The organism is uncultured Campylobacter sp. (assembly GCF_937980635.1).
In the GTDB taxonomy this organism is placed as follows: domain Bacteria; phylum Campylobacterota; class Campylobacteria; order Campylobacterales; family Campylobacteraceae; genus Campylobacter_B.
This window is the reverse complement of record NZ_CALJPG010000020.1, coordinates 39,123-56,815: the sequence shown is the minus strand read 5'-3', so window position 1 is coordinate 56,815 and position 17,693 is coordinate 39,123. Positions and strand designations below refer to the sequence as shown.

The window sequence follows — 17,693 nt, the reverse complement described above, 5'->3', positions numbered from 1 at the left end:
TGTCGCATTGAACGAGAGACTTTATAATACAGCTAAATGCGTCATTTATAAATGGAATTCAAGCTGAAAGAGATGTAAATTTTAAATTACGATAGAAATAGGGCGGGTTTGCGAGATCAAGTGGAATTCATCTTCGAAAAGATAAATTCCACTTTTATGCTCTTAGGCGCAAATCACTTTTCAATGTGATGTTTGACTAGATACTCGATGATATTTACCGCATTATCTATGCCGCAATACGATGTGTCGATGCAGATATTGTAGTTTGCGGACGCGCCCCAGACTTGGTTGGTGTAGTATTGATGAAAGCTCATCCTGCCCGCGTCGCTGTTTTCCATATACTCGCGCGCGTCAGTATGGCCCTCTTTTTCTAATCTGGCAAGCTTAAACTCATCACTCGCACGTAGAAATACCGTCAGCAGATCCGGATGTCCGCGCAAGAAAAACCCGGCGCAGCGTCCAAGCACTATAACGTTGCCGCCCGAGACGATCTTTTCGTAGATTGCTACGATGCGATCGCGCTTTTGCTCATTGGCTAGCTCGTTGTGCGATATTGCCTGAAGTAGCGTATTTACGGGCATTTCGTTGTAGAACTCATACATCTGCTCGAAGCAGCCAAGCTCGTCTGCTTTGCGGAGCAGATCCGCTTTAGCTAGATAGGTGTAGCCTAAGCGCTCGGCTAGTTTGCGCGCGGTTTCGCGCCCGCCTGCGCCCGTTTGTCTAGCGATCGAGATTATCATATTTTCTCCTTAGATGAAATGTGCAAAAATACCGGCACCGATGACGGTAAGAAGTCCCGTAACTGCCATTGCTAATGACGCCATTGCGCCCTCTACGTCACCGATCTCAAGAGCGCGTGCCGTTCCCATCGCGTGGCTCGCGCAGCCTAGGGCGATACCTTTTGCCATCGCCTTTTTTATGCCAAAAATTTTAAGTAGTGCCTCGCCAAATACGCTGCCGATGATGCCCGTAGCGATGATGCAGGCCACCGTTAGTGTCACGATGCCGCCTAAGCTTTCGCTGATACCCATACCGATTGGCGCCGTGACGGATTTTGGTAGTAGCGTGACATACATTGTGTGATTTAGCCCAAATATCACAGACATCGCGTAGATGCTGCCTAGCCCTGCGATCATACCCGAAATCAGTCCTGCAAAAATAGCTAAAAAATTACTTCGCAAAAGCGCCAGCTGCTCGTATAGCGGCACGGCTAGACAGACGGTAATCGGCGTTAAGAAAAAGCTAATGTGCGAGGCGCTCGCGTTAAATTTTTCGTATGGAATTTTAAAGAGTAAAAGCACGCAGACGGTAAGCACGATACCGATTAGAAGCGGATTGAAAATAGTTAGCTTAAAGCGCTTTTTTAGATAAAGTCCCAGCTCAAATGAGCCCAGGCACAAAAATACGCCGAAAAAAGCGGAGTTCATTAAAATTTCTCTCATTTTTTGTCGTCTCCGGATAAAATTTCGCGCTCCAGCTTCGCATCCACACCCTTTGTATTCACGCCGTCTTGTTCATGTGCGGCTGCGTAGAGCCTGCGCTTAACGCGGGCGAGTGCGATTTTATAAAAGATCTGCGTTACCGCGCCGCTTGTACCGATGACTACTACCGTAGAGACTGCCGTAATCGCGATGATTGCGAAAAGATGCTGGCGTAGCGCGTCGCCTGCGATGATGATCGCAGCACCCGCCGGGATGAAGATCACAGGCATAATCTGCATAAAAAACGACACGGTTTCTCTGATCTGTGATACTTTGATGAGTTTGAAGATCAGGGCTAAAAGCATAATGACTAGTCCGTAGATGCTAGCGGGGATCGGCACAGGCACGAGCGCCGCCAAAATCTCCGCAACAAAAGATATCCCTAAAATTACGCTGAATTGGATTAAGTAGTTCAAAGCTTACCTCGGATTAAAATTTAGCGCTAAATTTAGCACTTTGCAGTTAAAATAGATATTAATCTTGCGGATTTTGAGCGAAATTTTGCGGCAAAATTTACTTAAGCAAGCTCTGTAGCTAGGCTTTAGATAGAATTTTGCGATTTATCGTAGCGCTAAATTTAGCCTTGCGGCACGGGTAAAATTCGGCGACGACTACTCAATCAAGCGTCTCGCCTAGCTCGATTTTGATACCGAGCACCCTGCAGACTAGATCGAAAATTTCGATATCGACGTTGGGCGCGTATTCGTCCAAAACCGCGTAAACTTCGGCGCGCATATCCTCGTCATGACCCGGGTGCGAGCGCGAATACAGCTCGTCCGTGCGGCGCACGAGCGTGAGATTATCGATATCTCGCTCTCGCATCGCCTGCTTGAGCCGCTTTGAAATTTGCCATTTGAAACTTTGCATTTTCTCTCCTTTAAATTTGCGCGATACTAGCCAAAACGGCTTTAAAGTTTAATTTCTTAAATCCGGCGACGCGTTTTGGCGCGATCAGCGAGCCTGCGCCGCTCGGTCTTACGCTTGCAAATATAAACGAGCCGGGTTTAGATTAAAGCTTACCGGCTAAATAGAAGATTATCTTTGCGTAAATAGCGCTAAATCTCGCAAAGCCAATGGGATTACTTCGCCGTGCGAAGCGCCTTCGTAGAGCTTAAACTCGCAAGAAAGCCCCTTTGTTTTTAAAATTTCAGCTAGATCGGCTACTTTTAAAATTCCCGCTTTATCGGTTTTTCCTTTACGTATTTCACGCGAGCCAGCAACGAGCATTATAAATTTCGCTTTTAAATTTGATCTAAGCTTTCCCTCGTCTAGGGCATCTCTGATCAGCTGTGATTCGCCCCACCACAACGAAGGTGAGGCAATAAAAAACCCGTCGAAAATCCCATCGTCGCGCAGCAAAGCATAAATCCCGAATAGCCCGCCAAAAGAATGTCCGAAGTAAATTTTATCGCTTTTTGCCGTAGAGTATTTTTTCTCCACGAGCGGAAATAGTTCATCTTTTACGAAATCGTAAAATTCTGCTGCGCCGCCGCCGTTTGCATATTCTTCGTCGCTCGCCGCGGGCGTTAAATCTCTCGTGCGACGCTTAATATCATACGCTAGCGGGCTGTCGTATCCGATGCCTACTATAAGAACGGTTTTATTTAATTTAGGCCCGGTTTCGGCGTTTTCTTTCGCGCTATTTCGACCTGCGTAAATTTGCGCATAAGAGTTTAAAAACATAGCAACTTGCGCGTTCGCATCAACCATAAAAACTACCCTATCGTAGCGAGCGACATTTTTTTGGCGAGCTATAAAAATTTTATATTTTTCGCCACTCTTGCTTTTTAGAATAAAATCGCTCACGTTAAACATTTCGCGCGCAGCTCCACTTACTCGCTCAATCTTTTGCGGCGGTTTTGCTCCCAGATCGCAAGCGAATAAGCACGCTAAAAAGAGCGCGTCAAATACCGCAATAAAGTTCTTTAGGCTTACCATTTAGCGTTTACCTTAAACCAAAACCTCCTGCCCTCCTCGGGATACCAATAGTAATTGCCGTCGTCTGCGAGACCCTCGTCGTATCGGACGTTATCAAAGATATTATAAGCGGTTAAATTTAGGTTCAGATTATCGTTTAAATCGTATTGTGCGCCCAAATCCGTAGTAAAAAGCTTTTTGTCGTTTTTACTAACCCTATTGCCCGGACCGAATTGCACGCTTGTAAGCTCGCTTTCGTAATTAAGACCGATAAAGGTAGAAAGCGGAGCGATAGGCCTATAGCTAAGCGTCGCATGTGCGGCATGCTTCGGAGTAGCGGTCAGGGATTTGCCATCCAGCCTACTAAGATTGGTTTGGCTAAATTTAACGGCGCCGTTTGGCGTATAGATCGTAGGATCCCCGGTTTCGATCTCGGAGTGGCTATAGGTGTAGTTCGCCTTGAAATTTAGCCTCTTAGTAATATCGTAATCGCCGCTCAGCTCAACGCCGTAAACCTCGGCTCCTTCTATATTAAAATACGTTCCCCAACCCGGGCAATTAATGCTCGGCGCGCCGGCGCAGCCTCCGTAAGCGGGAATCCTATTGATATTGCTGCCATCGGTATCTAAAATTTTATCTTTGAAGTCGTTTTTAAATAGCGTGATATTGCCGCGCAGATTGTCTGCATTGTCGTAATAAAGCCCGATCTCGTAGGTCGTGCTTTTCTCGGGCTTTAAATCCTTGTTACCGAAATCTATAATCCTCCAGCCGCCCTGAATCGTGCCTACTTCAGGCGAAATTTGATTGACGTTGGGAGTTTTATAACCGGTTGCGACGCCGCCTTTGATCGTCCAAGTATCGCCTATATTAAACGTCGCGTAGGCTCTAGGAGAAAAGTGGTTGCCGAAGTATTCGTTGTGCGTGAGCCTGCCGCCGAGCGTTAAAAATAGCGTATTTTCCAAAATTTCGATCTCATCCTCTAAAAATCCCGCATGCTCGTTCATAGAAAATCGCTGCGGAGAGCGTAAATTTTGCTTATTCGCGTTTGAAACGATGAAAGTCGTTCGCACATCCTGTTTGCTAAAATCATAGCCGAAGGTAAGCGTATTTATACCGAGATAAGTCGTAAATTTGGAATTAAAATTTCTATTTTTTACGATTGCGGGAGAAAGGCTATCAAAAATACTCGTACGGCGAGTCTTATCCCAAAAATAACTTATATCGGCACTTAAGCTCTCAAACTCACCCAAATATCCGACGCCATGATTTTCTCTTTTATATTTATAGTGATTTAATCCGCGCGCGTTGGGATAAACGGCGGTTTTACCAAGAGTCCTTGAATAATCGTGATTTTGCCTTCCGGTTTGAACGTAAAATTTATTATTTTCATCCGGCGTTAGCCAAAGCTTGGCGTTAGAATCCGATTTATCGCTTTTTTGATAACCTCCCTTATAGCCGTCCTCGTCGCGCAGTTTCTTATATCCCCACAGCTGAAGCGCCGCATACTGCCCGAAGGGAATATTGACGTAGGCTTCGCCCATCTTACCGTTTCCGATACCCTCGTGATCTTGGATAGTCGTAGATATGGCGGCGCTTCCGCTAAATTTAGAAAAATTCTTTTTCGTAATGATATTTATCACGCCGCCTACCGCATCGCTTCCGTAAAGCGAGCTCATAGGTCCTCTAATCACTTCGATACGCTCGATCGCTCCTGCGGGCGGGATAAAATTCGAGTTCATATCGCCCGCTCCGCCTTTTGGGTTCGCCGCCGCGGAACTTACGCGTTTGCCGTCGATAAGCACAAGGGTTTGAGAGCTTTCCATTCCTCTGATGGATATCCCGCTTGCCGGGCCGTCGTCGCCTGCGATAACGCTGACGCCCGGCATTTTATTCGCGATATCGTGCAGCGAAGTGAAGCTGCCGCTTGATATCTCTTTATTATCCAAGGTGGAGATGGAGGCCGGCGCCTGCCTGATATCTTGGCGAAAGCCGCTCGCGCTTACTACGATTTCGCCAAGATTCGTGCTATTTGCGTCACTGCTTAGGTGTGAGCCTTCGACGCCGCATAAAATCGAAACGCTCGCACATATCGATAATGCGATAAATTTCGCCTTTTTAAAATACATATCTTTTTGCATTTTTGTTCCTCTATTTTGAAATTTAATCGCGGATTATAACTCAAAGCGGATAAATTTAATATTAATTATTAAAGTATTTTTATAGAATTAAATTTGACTAATAATTCCCCATCCCATCGATATTTTTATAAAAATTATTTTAAATAAAGTACAACATATAATCAAGAAATTGCTGTAAATAAGTAAAATTTTATAACGCCCAGTCTTAATTATCAAATCGTTTTGAAAAAATTTTGCACAGTTTTTGATTTTATCTGCTCTAAGAATCATTTTCGCTTTTGTGGACGTGTATATTTTAAACTATCGAAGGCATTACAAGCGGCAGCGCGAAAACAGCTTTACTCTATTGATTTCGTGCATCCTGCGGCTTGCGATAATTATAGACCAATGGGATTAATATGCGTGGGATTAATATGCGATGTTTTTTAACACAGTAGCTTCGTATGAATAAATTTATCTTACTAAGTGGCATAATCGCTTCGGCGCAATTTAAAATTTTGAGTAGTTTATATAGGCGGATTTAAATTTAAACTAGATTTATCAGCGCGGCACAATCTGCCGAGGTTTTAAATTTAGAGCAAAGAGTCGATCCAAATTTAAAATCTTGGCGCAAGAATGCAAAGTAAGAAGATAAATTTAATAAGACCCCGCCAATTTTAAAATTTAGCGGGGTCAAATTTGGCTTTACGCCGCAGGCGCGCTATTTTCGGCGTGCGTATCGTCCGAGTCCTTAGGTCTTAAAACCCACTGCTTTGCAAAGATCAGCGCGTAGATCGCAGCGCCGATGCCGTAGCTTGCGTATTCGCTAGGGATAAACTCTATGAATTTCGCGCAGATATTAGGCACCAGCATTAGCGGCGTTACGAGCAGCAAGAGCAGGCGCTCTACCGGGTTACACTTGGTTACGAACCAGCCCTGAAGCGAGGAGCTGAAGGCAAACATACCCACGATCGCCGTGGCAAAAATCAGCACGATTTGCAGTGGATCGCTGATCCAAACGATGCTCTTTGAATCCATCGGATCGCCGATGCTTTGGATCAAAAGCAGCTTATTGTTGAAGAAAAACGCAAACGGAAGCACCGCGGTGCGCAGATCATACACGAAGCCCTGAAGTCCCACGGTTACCGGGTTTGCTTTTGCGATGCCCGCGGCGGCGTATGCGGCAATACCCACTGGAGGGGTATCATCCGCTAAAATTCCGAAATAAAATACGAAAAGATGCACTGCGATCGCAGGGATCAAAAAGCCGTTTTTGCCCGCTAGTATCAAAATCACTGGCGCAATCAGGCTTGAAACGACGATATAATTCGCCGTCGTAGGAAGTCCCATGCCCAAAATCAGGCTCATTATCGCAGTCATCAGAAGTATCAGTACTATGCTGTTTCCTGCGACTGCTTCTACGAGCTCTGAAAGAACCTGTCCCAGCCCGGTAAGCGAGATCGAGCCGATGATGATGCCCGCTAGTGCGGTGGCAACGGCGACCGTGACCATGTTTTTAGCAGCGCCCACCATAGCCCAAAAGATATCGACAAAGCCGACGATAAAATCGGACTTGCCAACTTTTTCGCCAAATATCGTTTTTTTAGCGGGCTCTTGTACGATCATTATTAAAAATAGCACGCAGATTGAGTTAAACGCCGCAGAGATCGCGCTTTCTTTTAGAATCAATAGAGTGAAAAGAAGCACCAAAATCGGTATTATGTAATGAATGCCGCTAAATATAATTTTTAGCTTTGAAACCTTGGCGTAATCGCGGCTGCCGCGAAGCCCTAGCTTGCAGCTTTCAAGATGCACGATAAAAAATAACCCCGCATAGCAGACGAAAGCGGGGATCACCGCCGCGATCATTACGTTGGTGTAGCTCATACCTAAAAACTCTGCGATGATAAACGCCGCAGCGCCCATGATAGGTGGCATAAGCTGCCCGTTTACGCCTGCGGCGACCTCGATAGCGCCCGCTTTAGTGGCGGTAAGCCCCGCTTTTTTCATAAGCGGTATCGTAAAGGTGCCCACCGTCACGACGTTTGCGGTCGAGCTGCCGCTTACCATGCCGGTTAGCCCGCTGGCGATTACGCTAGCTTTGGCAGGACCTCCGCGGAAGCGACCTAAAATCGCAAACGCTACGTTTATAAAATACTGCCCCGCTCCGGCTCGCTCCAAAAGCGCGCCGAATAACACGAACAGATAGATGAAGCTGGTGCTGACCCCTACCGGCACGCCGAATACGCCCTCCGTCGTTAAAAACATATGCCCTGCAAGCAGTTCAAAGCTTGCGCCGCGGTGCGCGATTATATCTGGCATATAAGGGCCGAAGTAACAATATAGAAGAAAGGTAAAAGCGATAATGCCAAGCGCTGGTCCCATCATACGACGACCTGCTTCAAAGAGTATGAAAATTCCGATAAAGGCTGCTACGATATCTCTGGTTAGATAATTTCCCGGGCGCTGCGCTAGCCCGTTAAATTCTATCGCAGGATACAAGATCGCGGCGACTCCGACGATTAATAAAATATAATCGTAAAACGGGATGTAAAAATGTGCTTTAGAGCGCGGGCGAAACGGAAAAAGCGAAAAAATTATAAAAATGGCGAACGCTAAGTGGATTGAGCGCGCGATATTTGTATTTAACGTAAAATACGCGATATAAAGCTGAAAGACCGACCACGCGAAGCAGACCAGCGTCACGAGCCAGAAGAGCTTTTTAGAGGTAAATTCTCTACTTTTTACCTCTAAAACCTGCTCGTCGTTTTGTGTAGATTTCTCCATCAACTAGCCTATTTCAGCAGCCCGGCTTCTTTATACACCGCCTCTGCCGCAGGATGAAGCGGCGCACTAAGCCCCTCTAAAAGAGATTCTTTGCTTACCAAATTTAGCGCAGGGTGTAGCTTTTTATACTCGTCGAAATTATCAAGTATCGCTTTAACTACCGCTCTAACCGCCTCGTCGCTTTGGCTAGCGTCGGTTACGAGTACGGCCTTTACGCCGATAGTCTGCGTATCGTGATCTACACCGTCATACATTTTTGCAGGGATCACGCCTTTGGCAAAATATGGATATTTTTCTAGAATTTTTTTAATATGCTCATCGTCGATGCCGACTAAGTCGATAGGAAGCGAAGTCGCCGCATCGGTGATATTTGCGGTCGGATGTCCTACGACGTAGAAGTATCCGTCGATTTTCTTATCTTTTAGCGCCATCGGGCATTCTTGCGCAGTTAAGACACCGTGCTGGGCGAGCTTTTTAAGATCGAAGTCGTAGTTTTCAAAAACTATCGTGCTGGTTAGCTCGTTACCGCTGCCTGGGTTTCCGATATTGATCTTTTTGCCCGCAGCGTCGCCGTAGGCTTTGATACCGCTCTCTTTAGAGACGACGAAAGCCAAAAGTTCCGGATAGATCGAAATTACGGAGCGTAAATTTTTATCCGCCGCGCCTTGAAATTTACCCGTACCGTTGTATTTATCATAGACGACGTCGCTTTGAACGAAGCCGAAATTTAGCTCTTTTTTAAGCACGTTATTGACGTTATACGTCGAGCCGCCCGTCGATTGCACGGAGCATTTCATATTTTTATCCATATTTACCAAGCGGCAAATCGCGCCGCCTACCGGATAATAGGTGCCGGTCATACCGCCGGTGCCGATATTGATGAACTCCTTAGCGCCTGAAACGCTAGCTAGTAAGGCCAAACCGGCCAAAGCAACAGAAAATTTTTTCATCTTTGCTCCTTTTTGAGTTAAAAGTTTGAAAGTATTGCTAAATTTCTATAAAATTCTAATAAAAACAGATTGAATTTCGCGCAAATTTACGATTTTACACATCGCGGCGCAGGTGATTTAATATCAAAGTAGCTCGGCGATCTGCTCTGATATGCAGAATTTTACCGCGATAAAATTCTAAGCTTGAAATCCAAACGCCCGTGGATAAAATTTAACGCTATAAATTTCAAGCCTTAATAACTCACGCTGCTAAGATACAGCCCGTTTGGTGGAAATGGGATTCTGCTAAGCGCTCGCGAGAAGCTGATCTTGCGCCCGCCCTGCACGGATTTTAGGACGTTTGCGACCATCAGCCGCACCTGTGCTCGCAAAAATCCATTGGCTTTAAAATTTATCAAGGTTAAATTTCTAAAAGAGTAGGCGCGCGCGACGTAGAGCTCGCGCACGGGGCTTTTTATGTCGCTACCGCTTTTCATAAACTCGCTAAAATCGTGCTCGCCGATAAAATTTGCAAGCGCAGTATTAAGCGCGGCAAGATCCACGCGCGGATAAAACACGCAAAAATCGCTAAGAAAGGGGCTGGGACGTCCGTGGTTTAAAACGTAGCGATAGCAGCGCGCCATAGCGTCGTAACGCGGATGAAAATCGCGCGGCACCTGGCTGATGTGACGTACAAAAATATAGGGCGCGCAGTGGCGGTTGATAAGCTCTTTTAGGCGCGACAACTCCCAATGCACGGTGCATTCGACGCAGCTTACTTGGCGCAGTGCGTGCACCCCTTTATCGGTGCGCGAGCTGCTGATGAGCGGCGCAAAGATCCCCACGCGCCCCAGAGCCGCACGTAGCACGTCCTCGACGCCGCGCCCGTGAGGCTGAGACTGCGAGCCGCTAAATTTCGAGCCGTCGTAGGAATAGACAAGCTTGAGCTTTACGCGATCGGAGTTTGCGCTCGCGGCATATGCGCACGCATCTGCGGGGGTATTTGGCGCGGCGCTTATTTTGCCGATGTACGCAAGCTCGCTCGCTGCTAAGTCGCTTGCGGGCGCGCTTTTAATAATATTTTTGAGTTCGGACGCGCTTGCTGGCGTGTTTGCAGGGACGTCCGCTTTATAGGCGGCGTTTGCTTTGCGGGAGTCTGCAGCGCGGGTGGACGCGGGACGGGTAGTGTAAAATTTTGCGACGGGCGACGTATAGATTTTTAAAGCGTCGCCACTCGCTACATTAGCTTTCGCAGCGTTTGCTGCGCAAATATCCGAAGCGGCGGTATCGGTGGAATTTTTGCGGGCGGAATTTAAATCCGCCACGCGCGCGGTCTTTTTGGTGCAAACGGCGCTAGAGCTTTGCTTGGCTCTTTCGTGATTTAAACTGCAAGCAGGCGCAGTATAGGTGGCCGTATCGCTCGCCGAACTTACAAGAGCGGAATTTTTAAAATTTGAAATTTTATCGTTTAAAATCAAAGCCTGCTCGCCGCTTTGCGCTTCATGCTTTAAATTTACGCCACGCAAAATTTCAGAGGCGTTAGGCTTGCTCGCCGAAATTTTATCTGTTAAATTTCGAACGGACGAGCTTTTGTTTAAAATTTCGCCGCCGCAAAGCTCGGAGCTTTTTTCAGTATCTCGGGGCAATTTTGATCCTGTAGTAAAGTAGCGATGCGATAAGCGTAACGCCGAATGTCACGGGAAGCGCGATGCTCGGATGTTTGGAGAGTAGCATGATCAGCGCGAAGTAGCTAAAAAGCACGCCGAAGATCCCCGCGTAAACGAAGCCCTTTTCGTAGCGATAGGTCACGATGCCGAGGCTTAGCGCAAACAGAAAGCTCGCCAGCGGAAAGAGCGAGACGAGGGTGTAGATGCTAAATTCTTTCCTGCGCTTTTCGCTGCCGCCCATCTCGCTCCAGTATCCTATTACGCCGCTTCCGCCGCGGATATTGCGGTCGCTTTGCGTGCGCAGAGTTAGGCTTTCAAACTCGCTTACGTGCCATTGATCGCCGCCCATCGTGTAAATTTTGCCGTCGTGCAGCATCGCCGAAAAGCTCGCGTTTTCGTTTTTAAACTCGCCGCTGCGCGCTACGATCATCCTCTCGTGATCCTGCGAGCCACCTGGATTATACAGCACGAGATCCTTATACAGCGTGCTTGTGCCGTTGTTTTCCTGTGAATCGATAAAAACGAGCCAGTCGGAGAATTTCTGCCCGAATTCGTTGGATTTGATATTTAGCGTCGCGCTAATCTTTTTGTAATCGATGAAATTGTCCTTTAAATTTTCGGCTATCGGCATCATAAAAAGCGAGACGAAAAGCAGCGCCAAGGAGCACAGCGCAGCGCTTATGCCAAAAAACAGCGCGATCTTGCGCGTAGCATAGCCGATGGTGAAGATGACGATGGTTTCGTTCTCTTTAGAGAGCCTAAAAAGCGAGATGCTAAGCGCTACAAAAAACGCGATCGGCACCGTAAATATGAGGATGCGCGGCAGCATGAAAAGATAGAGCTTTACTAGCTCTGAAAAATTTATCTCGATAAACGACGTAATGCGCGCGATCTGAAGAAAAAAGACGATCGACATTATGATAAAAAGCGTGCTGAAAAGCGACGCGAAGGAGCCGACGAAATTGCTAAATAAATAGCGCTGTACCCTATCCATAAATGACGTCCAAGAGTCTTAAAATTTGATCTTTGAAGATAAAGGTAAGAAGCAGCCCCATCGATAAAAACGGCACGAACGGCAGCTCGTAGCCTCTTTTGTTCGCGATGAGATACGCAGGCAGCGTCAAAATCGCACCGATGTAGATCGAGATGCCGCCCAGCTTCCAGCCCAAAATCGCCCCCATAACGCCCGCGATAAAAATATCCGCGCTGCCCATCGCTTCGCGCTTTAGCACGAAGGTGACGATGAGGCGCAGCACGAAAAATATCGCCGCGTATCCCGCCGCCGCGCCCACGCCGCTGAGATCAAAATCGTACATCAGCGTATAAGCAAGCGAAAGCGCCGTAACTACGTAAAGAAGGCTCTCCGGTACGGCTTTATACTCAAAATCGATCGCCGAAAGCGCCATAAGCAAGATAAAACAAAGCCCGAGCACTGCGGCTTTTGCAAGATCGGGCTCGCCGAAATACGCCGCAAGCGCAAGCGCGCCGCCTAAAAGCTCGACGATCGGGTAGCGGATCGAAATTTTGGTTTTGCAAAAGGCGCATTTGCCGCCCAAAAAGAGCCACGAAAGCAGCGGGATGTTGTGGTAAAATTTTAAAGCGTGAGAGCATTTAGGGCAGTGCGAAGCGGGGAAATTTACGCTCTGTCCGCGCGGCAGGCGGTAGATCAGGACGTTGCAAAACGAGCCTACGCAGGTGCCGAATACCGCAAAAATCACGCCGTAAACGATATTTAAATCCATCTTTTTCCTTTGGAGCTTTAACTTTTTAAAATTTAATCAAACGCTTTATGGTAGCGAGAAATTTCTTAGTTTTCATTGATTTTTTGCCTCTCGTAAGGGAAAAATTTTACGAAAATCGCCGCTGCGCCCACGCAAAATAAAATAGCTATGAGCCCTGCGATTAGCGGCTCGCCCCATGCCCCATATAATCCGCCGAAAATCAAAAATCCCGCCACTAGTATCACGGCGTCCAAAAGATCGAAGTTCAAAGTATCTACGATCCATAAAAACATAATATATGCGCCTATCCCGCTGCCTGCGGATGCCAAAATCCCCATTTTATCGGGGATGAAAGCAAATGCTAGCACAAAAAACACAAGCAGGCAAATATAGACCGCCAGTATAAATTTCTTAGGTTTTTTATACACGCTGCCGCATCTTGGGCATCTTAGAGTTTTCATCGGCTTTTTGGTAAGCTTTTTGCCGCAACCACATTGTATGTAGTAGCTCATAGCCCTCCTTGTCGGTTTTAGCGTGAACTGGCGGCGTGATTTTTAAAATTCTGCCGCGTTTAAATTTACCGCGCCTCATAACACAGCTCGCGCTAGAGGTTTAAATTTAAAAGGACGAAATTTCAAAATTTCAAGGTGTCGCGCGACTACGTAGTTAAAATTTTAAATTTTACGGCGCTGTAAATTAAAATCCTGAAATTTCAAAATTTCAAGGTGTCGCGAGCGCCCGCGGATTAAATTTTAAAATTTACTGCGCCGCAGGCGGTTCTGCAAATTAAAATTTTAAAATTTAAAGCGACCGTTAGAGCGACTGCGCCGCAGCTTAAAGACCGCCGAAGCGGCGTTGTTTGCGGCGGAAATCATCCACTATGCGCGCAAGCTCCTCGCGCGTGAAATCGGGCCACAGCGTCGGCGTAAACGCAAGCTCGGCATAGCTCGCCTGCCAGAGTAAGAAATTCGACAGCCGCTGCTCGCCGCCCGTGCGCACCAGCAGATCCACGTCGCCGCTATGCGCGGTATCCAGATGCGCGCCGATGCCCGCTTCGCTTAGCCGCTCGCCGCTTGCAAGCAGCCTCTCGCACGCTCGCACGATCTCGTCGCGAGAGCCGTAGTTGATCGCTAGGTTAAAATTTAGCGCTCGTCCGTTTTGCGTTAAATTTGAAAGATATTCGATCTCGCTTCGCAGATCGCCGCTAAAAGCCGATATGTCGCCGATCGGATAGAATTTTATCCCGTTTTGGGTAAATTTTTCGCGGCGTGAAATTAGGAATTTTTGCAGCAACTTCATCAAAAATTCCACTTCGCTTTTCGGGCGCTTCCAATTTTCGGTGCTAAAGGCGTAGAGCGTGAGGTTTGCGATGCTTTCGTCGATGCAAAACTCGCAGATCTGCTCCACGACCTCCGCGCCCGCTTCGTGCCCGCCGGTGCGCAGCAGACCGCGCTTTTTCGCCCAGCGCCCGTTGCCGTCCATCACAAGGGCTAGATGATTTAGGCTATTCACGGATCAGATTTTTTTCAGCTCAGCCGCGATTTTTAGGGCGACTTCGTCCTTCGGCGCGGTGTCGATTACGACCTGATCGTTTTTCGTGATAAAGGTGACCTTAAGGACGTCGCCACCGAGCCTAACGATGTCGTCCAGCACGTTTAGGCAGACGGCGTCGAGATGCTTTTCATTTAGCATGCGTTTGGCCTCGCCGACGGCATTTTCGCGGTCTGTTTCGAGTTTAAAGCCCACTTTTTTGATATTTCCGCGCACGGAGCTTAAGATATCTTCGTTTTCGCCCAGGCGTAAATTCCAAATTTCGCCGATCTCCGCTTTTTTTACCTTATCTTTGTAGCGAACTTTCGGCGAGTAGTCGCTTACCGCAGCGGCCATTATCAAATATGAGCCGTCTGGGAATTTTGTGCTGTCAAGCGCCGATTTTAGCCCGATAGTGCTTTCAAATTTAACGAGCTTGTACGGTAAATTTTCATATTCGTTGCTAGAGATCAGCGTCACGTCCGCGCCCAGATAAAACAGCGCGTCGGCAATCGCTTTGGAGGTTTTACCGCTGGAGAAATTCGTAATGCCGCGCACGCTGTCGATCTTTTCGATCGTCGCGCCTCCGGTGATGATGACGGTTTTATCCTCCCAAAATTTATCGTTGTAAAGCGCGCGCTTTAGCGTCTGCATTATCGCCTCGGTGCTCGCTAGCCCGCCCTTGCCGGTATCGCCGCAAGCTAGGGTTTTTTCTATCGGATCCACAAAATACGCATTGACGCTCGCTTTTAGCATATCGATGCAGTTTTTTGTGATATTGTTTTCAAGTAGCGCTGGATTTGCGGCCGGCGCGATGACCACCTTGGCGTGGGCGAAAGCCGCGTTTAGCACCTCTAAAAATACGTTGTCGCAGACGCCCCAAGCGAGCTTGTTTATCGTATTTGCCGTCGCAGGCGCTATCAAAACTAAATCCACCTTGGAATAAGCGATGTGGTTAATGCCAGCCTGCCAGTTTTCGTTGGCTTTGCAAAGCACGGGGTGATCGCACAGTGCCTCGAACGCCTTGTAGCTGACAAACTCCTGCACGCCGTCGCTGAGCGCGACATAGACGTCGAAATTCGACTTTTTCAGAGCGGATAAAATTTCAAACGCTTTGTAAAAACTGATACTCCCGCAAACCGCCAGTAAAACCTTTTTCTTACTCATCTTCGCTCCTAAAAAATTTATGGAAAAACCCATCTTTGTTAGTTTGTTTCGTTCGGCTGATCGCCAGCGCGCCGCTCGGAACGTCGCTTGTAACCGTCGTGCCCGCAGCGATTATGACGTCGTCGGCTATCCGCACGGGCGCTACTAGCTGCGTATCCGAGCCGATAAAGACGTTTTTGCCGATTATCGTTTTGTATTTTTTCTTGCCGTCGTAGTTACACGTAATCGTGCCACAGCCGATATTGCTGCCCTCATCGATCTCGCAATCTCCGAGGTAGCTTAAATGCCCCGCCTTGATCCTGTTTACTTTTGCGTTTTTAAGCTCGACGAAATTTCCGATATGGGTGCCGATGACTTCGCATTTTGGGCGTAGATGTGCCATCGGACCGATGTCGGAGTTTTTTACGACGCTATCTTCGATGACGCAGCCGCTTTTTATAAGCGAGCTTTCGATCACGCAAGGACCGACGATACTTACGTTTTCTTGCAGCTCGCATTCGCCGATAAATTTCGCCCTGCTGTCGATGTAGATGCTTTGCGGTAGGCGCATCAAAACACCTTGTTTCATCAAATTTTCTTTGATCTCGTTTTGCATTAAATTTTCGGCGATGCTGAGGGCGAACTTATCGTTTATGCCCATGAAGCTTTGCTCGTCCACCCATACGGCGGCGCATTTTAAGCCCATATCTTTGGCGATTTTGATCGCGTCGGTGAGGTAGTACTCTTTTTGCGCGTTATCTGGTTTGATCTGCGGCAGGATCTGTTTTAGCGCCTCGCTTTTGAAGCAGTAGCAGCCGGCGTTTGCGTCTTTTACCGCCTTTTCTTCCTCGCTTGCGTCCTTTTGCTCTACGATCTTTAAAATTTCGCCGCTGCGAGTAATTACTCGACCGTATCCGAATGGATCGCTAGCGCTAAAAACGCTTAGATTTACTTCCGCGTCCCCCTCGCAGAGTTTGCGAAGCTCGGCGCTTTTTACCAAAGGCATATCGCCGCAGATTATGAGCGTTTTGGCTCCGCAGATTTCGACCTCTTTTAGCCCGCCCGCAGTGCCCGGAAAATGCTCGTGGTCTTGTTTGTAGATTTTAGCGCCCGGAAAGCGCGTCAGGATAGTGCTTTTAACCTCGTCAAATTGGTAGTGTAAAATCACGCTCACGTCGTTTGAAATTTCGTAAGCTTTCTTTAGGATGTGGATTATCATTGGCTCGCCGCAAAGCTCGAAAAGAACCTTGGCCTTTTGCGACTTCATCCGAGTGCCCAGCCCTGCGGCAAGAACTATAACCGAAACGTCGTTCATTTTTACCCTTAAATTTCAAAAATCGGATAATTTTAACACATTTAAAATAAATAAAAACCTAAATTTATGCCGCGCAGGCGAAATTTAAATCCCAAATTTAACTAAAATTTTATAAAATGTCCGCCTAAATTTTAAAGCTTAGGCGGACGTTTTGAAAAAACTGATTTTGGTTACTTGTATTTGGGCGTTTAGCTTCTCGCTGATAGGCGAGTTTTTGCGCGGCATAGACAGCGCGTATTTGGCGTTTTCGCGCGTATCGTTGGCGCTAATTTGCTTCCTGCCGTTTATGAAATTTCGCGGCGTAAATCCCACTTTAGCGCTTAAAATTTGCGCCGTGGGTGCCGTGCAGATCGGCGTGATGTATATCTTCTATTACCGCAGCTTTGCGTATTTGAAAGTCTATGAAGTGGCGCTTTTTACGATATTTACTCCGTTTTACGTGACGTTGCTTTACGACGCGCTTAAGCTTAGATTTCGCGCGCTATATCTTTTTAGCGTCGCAGTCGCGGTGCTAGGTGCCTTGGTGATCAAATTCGGCGCGATAAATTCTGAGTTTTTGACGGGCTTTTTGCTCGTGCAAGGCGCAAATTTATGCTTCGGGCTCGGACAGAGCGCGTATAAATTTATGCTGGAGCGCCACGGCTTTAGCGAGCAGAAGGAGCTTTTCGGCTACTTTTTTGCGGGGGCTACCGCGGTTACGGCGATTGCTGCGATCGTGCTCGGGGATTTTTCTAAATTTAATCCCAGCTTCTCGCAAGGCGCGGTGATCGTGTATCTAGGAACTGTCGCAAGCGCTTTAGGGTATTTTTTGTGGAACAAAGGCGCGTGCGAAGTCGATAGCGGCGTGCTTGCGATTATGAATAACGCGCTCATCCCCGCAGCAATCGTCGTAAATTTGGTATTTTGGCAAAAGGATGCCGATCTGGCGCGCCTACTTGCGGGCTCGGCGCTGATTTATGTTTCGCTAATTTTACATAAAAAGATTATGAAATTTTACGCCGTGCGCGAGCAAAGAATTTAGTATTTAACTAAAATTTTATATTTTTACATTAGAATTAGCCCCTATTTTATTTGAAGTTGGCA

Annotated in this window: 16 protein-coding genes; 1 reads left to right on the top strand and 15 read right to left on the bottom strand. The window is 47.3% G+C overall.

Annotation, left to right across the window (positions count from 1 at the left end; translation table 11 throughout):
* Positions 1 to 173: 173 nt before the first annotated feature.
* The 15 genes from Q0460_RS04255 to glmU all read right to left on the bottom strand — a co-directional run bounded on the left by Q0460_RS04255 (position 174) and on the right by glmU (position 16,610).
* Positions 174 to 740 (bottom strand): AAA family ATPase, encoded by a 567-nt coding sequence (locus tag Q0460_RS04255; RefSeq protein ID WP_005873246.1) that lies wholly within the window; start codon positions 738 to 740, stop codon positions 174 to 176.
* Between the two features lie 9 nt (positions 741 to 749).
* Positions 750 to 1,442 (bottom strand): LrgB family protein, encoded by a 693-nt coding sequence (locus Q0460_RS04250; RefSeq protein WP_005873245.1) that lies wholly within the window; start codon positions 1,440 to 1,442, stop codon positions 750 to 752.
* Entirely contained in the window at positions 1,439 to 1,897 is a 459-nt protein-coding gene (locus Q0460_RS04245) for a CidA/LrgA family protein (protein ID WP_299085286.1), read from the bottom strand. The genes Q0460_RS04250 and Q0460_RS04245 overlap by 4 nt, the downstream gene beginning before the upstream one ends.
* Before the next feature lie 199 nt (positions 1,898 to 2,096).
* The gene (locus tag Q0460_RS04240; protein ID WP_299085283.1) at positions 2,097 to 2,348 is read right to left on the bottom strand and encodes a hypothetical protein; all 252 of its coding nucleotides are present in this window, start codon (positions 2,346 to 2,348) and stop codon (positions 2,097 to 2,099) included.
* Between the two features lie 168 nt (positions 2,349 to 2,516).
* Complete coding sequence (locus tag Q0460_RS04235; RefSeq protein WP_299085280.1) at positions 2,517 to 3,419, bottom strand: alpha/beta hydrolase-fold protein; 903 nt, start codon at positions 3,417 to 3,419, stop codon at positions 2,517 to 2,519.
* Entirely contained in the window at positions 3,413 to 5,536 is a 2,124-nt protein-coding gene (locus Q0460_RS04230) for a TonB-dependent receptor (RefSeq protein WP_299085277.1), read from the bottom strand. The genes Q0460_RS04235 and Q0460_RS04230 overlap by 7 nt, the downstream gene beginning before the upstream one ends.
* 684 nt (positions 5,537 to 6,220) lie before the next feature.
* The gene (locus Q0460_RS04225; protein WP_299085274.1) at positions 6,221 to 8,302 is read right to left on the bottom strand and encodes a TRAP transporter permease; all 2,082 of its coding nucleotides are present in this window, start codon (positions 8,300 to 8,302) and stop codon (positions 6,221 to 6,223) included.
* 8 nt (positions 8,303 to 8,310) lie between these two features.
* The gene (locus Q0460_RS04220; protein WP_005873238.1) at positions 8,311 to 9,252 is read right to left on the bottom strand and encodes a TAXI family TRAP transporter solute-binding subunit; all 942 of its coding nucleotides are present in this window, start codon (positions 9,250 to 9,252) and stop codon (positions 8,311 to 8,313) included.
* 233 nt (positions 9,253 to 9,485) lie between these two features.
* Complete coding sequence (gene truA / locus Q0460_RS10615; protein WP_367178655.1) at positions 9,486 to 10,250, bottom strand: tRNA pseudouridine(38-40) synthase TruA; 765 nt, start codon at positions 10,248 to 10,250, stop codon at positions 9,486 to 9,488.
* Positions 10,251 to 10,860: 610 nt separating this feature from the next.
* Positions 10,861 to 11,892 (bottom strand): LptF/LptG family permease, encoded by a 1,032-nt coding sequence (locus tag Q0460_RS04210; RefSeq protein WP_299085269.1) that lies wholly within the window; start codon positions 11,890 to 11,892, stop codon positions 10,861 to 10,863.
* Complete coding sequence (locus Q0460_RS04205) at positions 11,885 to 12,640, bottom strand: A24 family peptidase (protein ID WP_299085266.1); 756 nt, start codon at positions 12,638 to 12,640, stop codon at positions 11,885 to 11,887. The genes Q0460_RS04210 and Q0460_RS04205 overlap by 8 nt, the downstream gene beginning before the upstream one ends.
* A 65-nt stretch (positions 12,641 to 12,705) precedes the next feature.
* Positions 12,706 to 13,131: a hypothetical protein gene (locus Q0460_RS04200; RefSeq protein ID WP_299085263.1), complete on the bottom strand. Its 426-nt coding sequence runs from the start codon at positions 13,129 to 13,131 to the stop codon at positions 12,706 to 12,708.
* Between the two features lie 322 nt (positions 13,132 to 13,453).
* Entirely contained in the window at positions 13,454 to 14,131 is a 678-nt protein-coding gene (uppS, locus tag Q0460_RS04195; protein WP_299085260.1) for a polyprenyl diphosphate synthase, read from the bottom strand.
* A 3-nt stretch (positions 14,132 to 14,134) separates the two neighbouring features.
* A complete protein-coding gene (gene coaBC / locus Q0460_RS04190; RefSeq protein WP_299085257.1) occupies positions 14,135 to 15,316 on the bottom strand; it encodes a bifunctional phosphopantothenoylcysteine decarboxylase/phosphopantothenate--cysteine ligase CoaBC in 1,182 nt (393 codons plus the stop codon).
* Positions 15,309 to 16,610: a bifunctional UDP-N-acetylglucosamine diphosphorylase/glucosamine-1-phosphate N-acetyltransferase GlmU gene (glmU, locus tag Q0460_RS04185; protein WP_299085253.1), complete on the bottom strand. Its 1,302-nt coding sequence runs from the start codon at positions 16,608 to 16,610 to the stop codon at positions 15,309 to 15,311. Before glmU ends, coaBC begins: the two co-directional genes overlap by 8 nt.
* 151 nt (positions 16,611 to 16,761) lie before the next feature.
* Between glmU and Q0460_RS04180 the strand changes: the two genes are divergently transcribed.
* A complete protein-coding gene (locus Q0460_RS04180) occupies positions 16,762 to 17,631 on the top strand; it encodes an EamA family transporter (protein WP_299085252.1) in 870 nt (289 codons plus the stop codon).
* Positions 17,632 to 17,693: the final 62 nt, after the last annotated feature.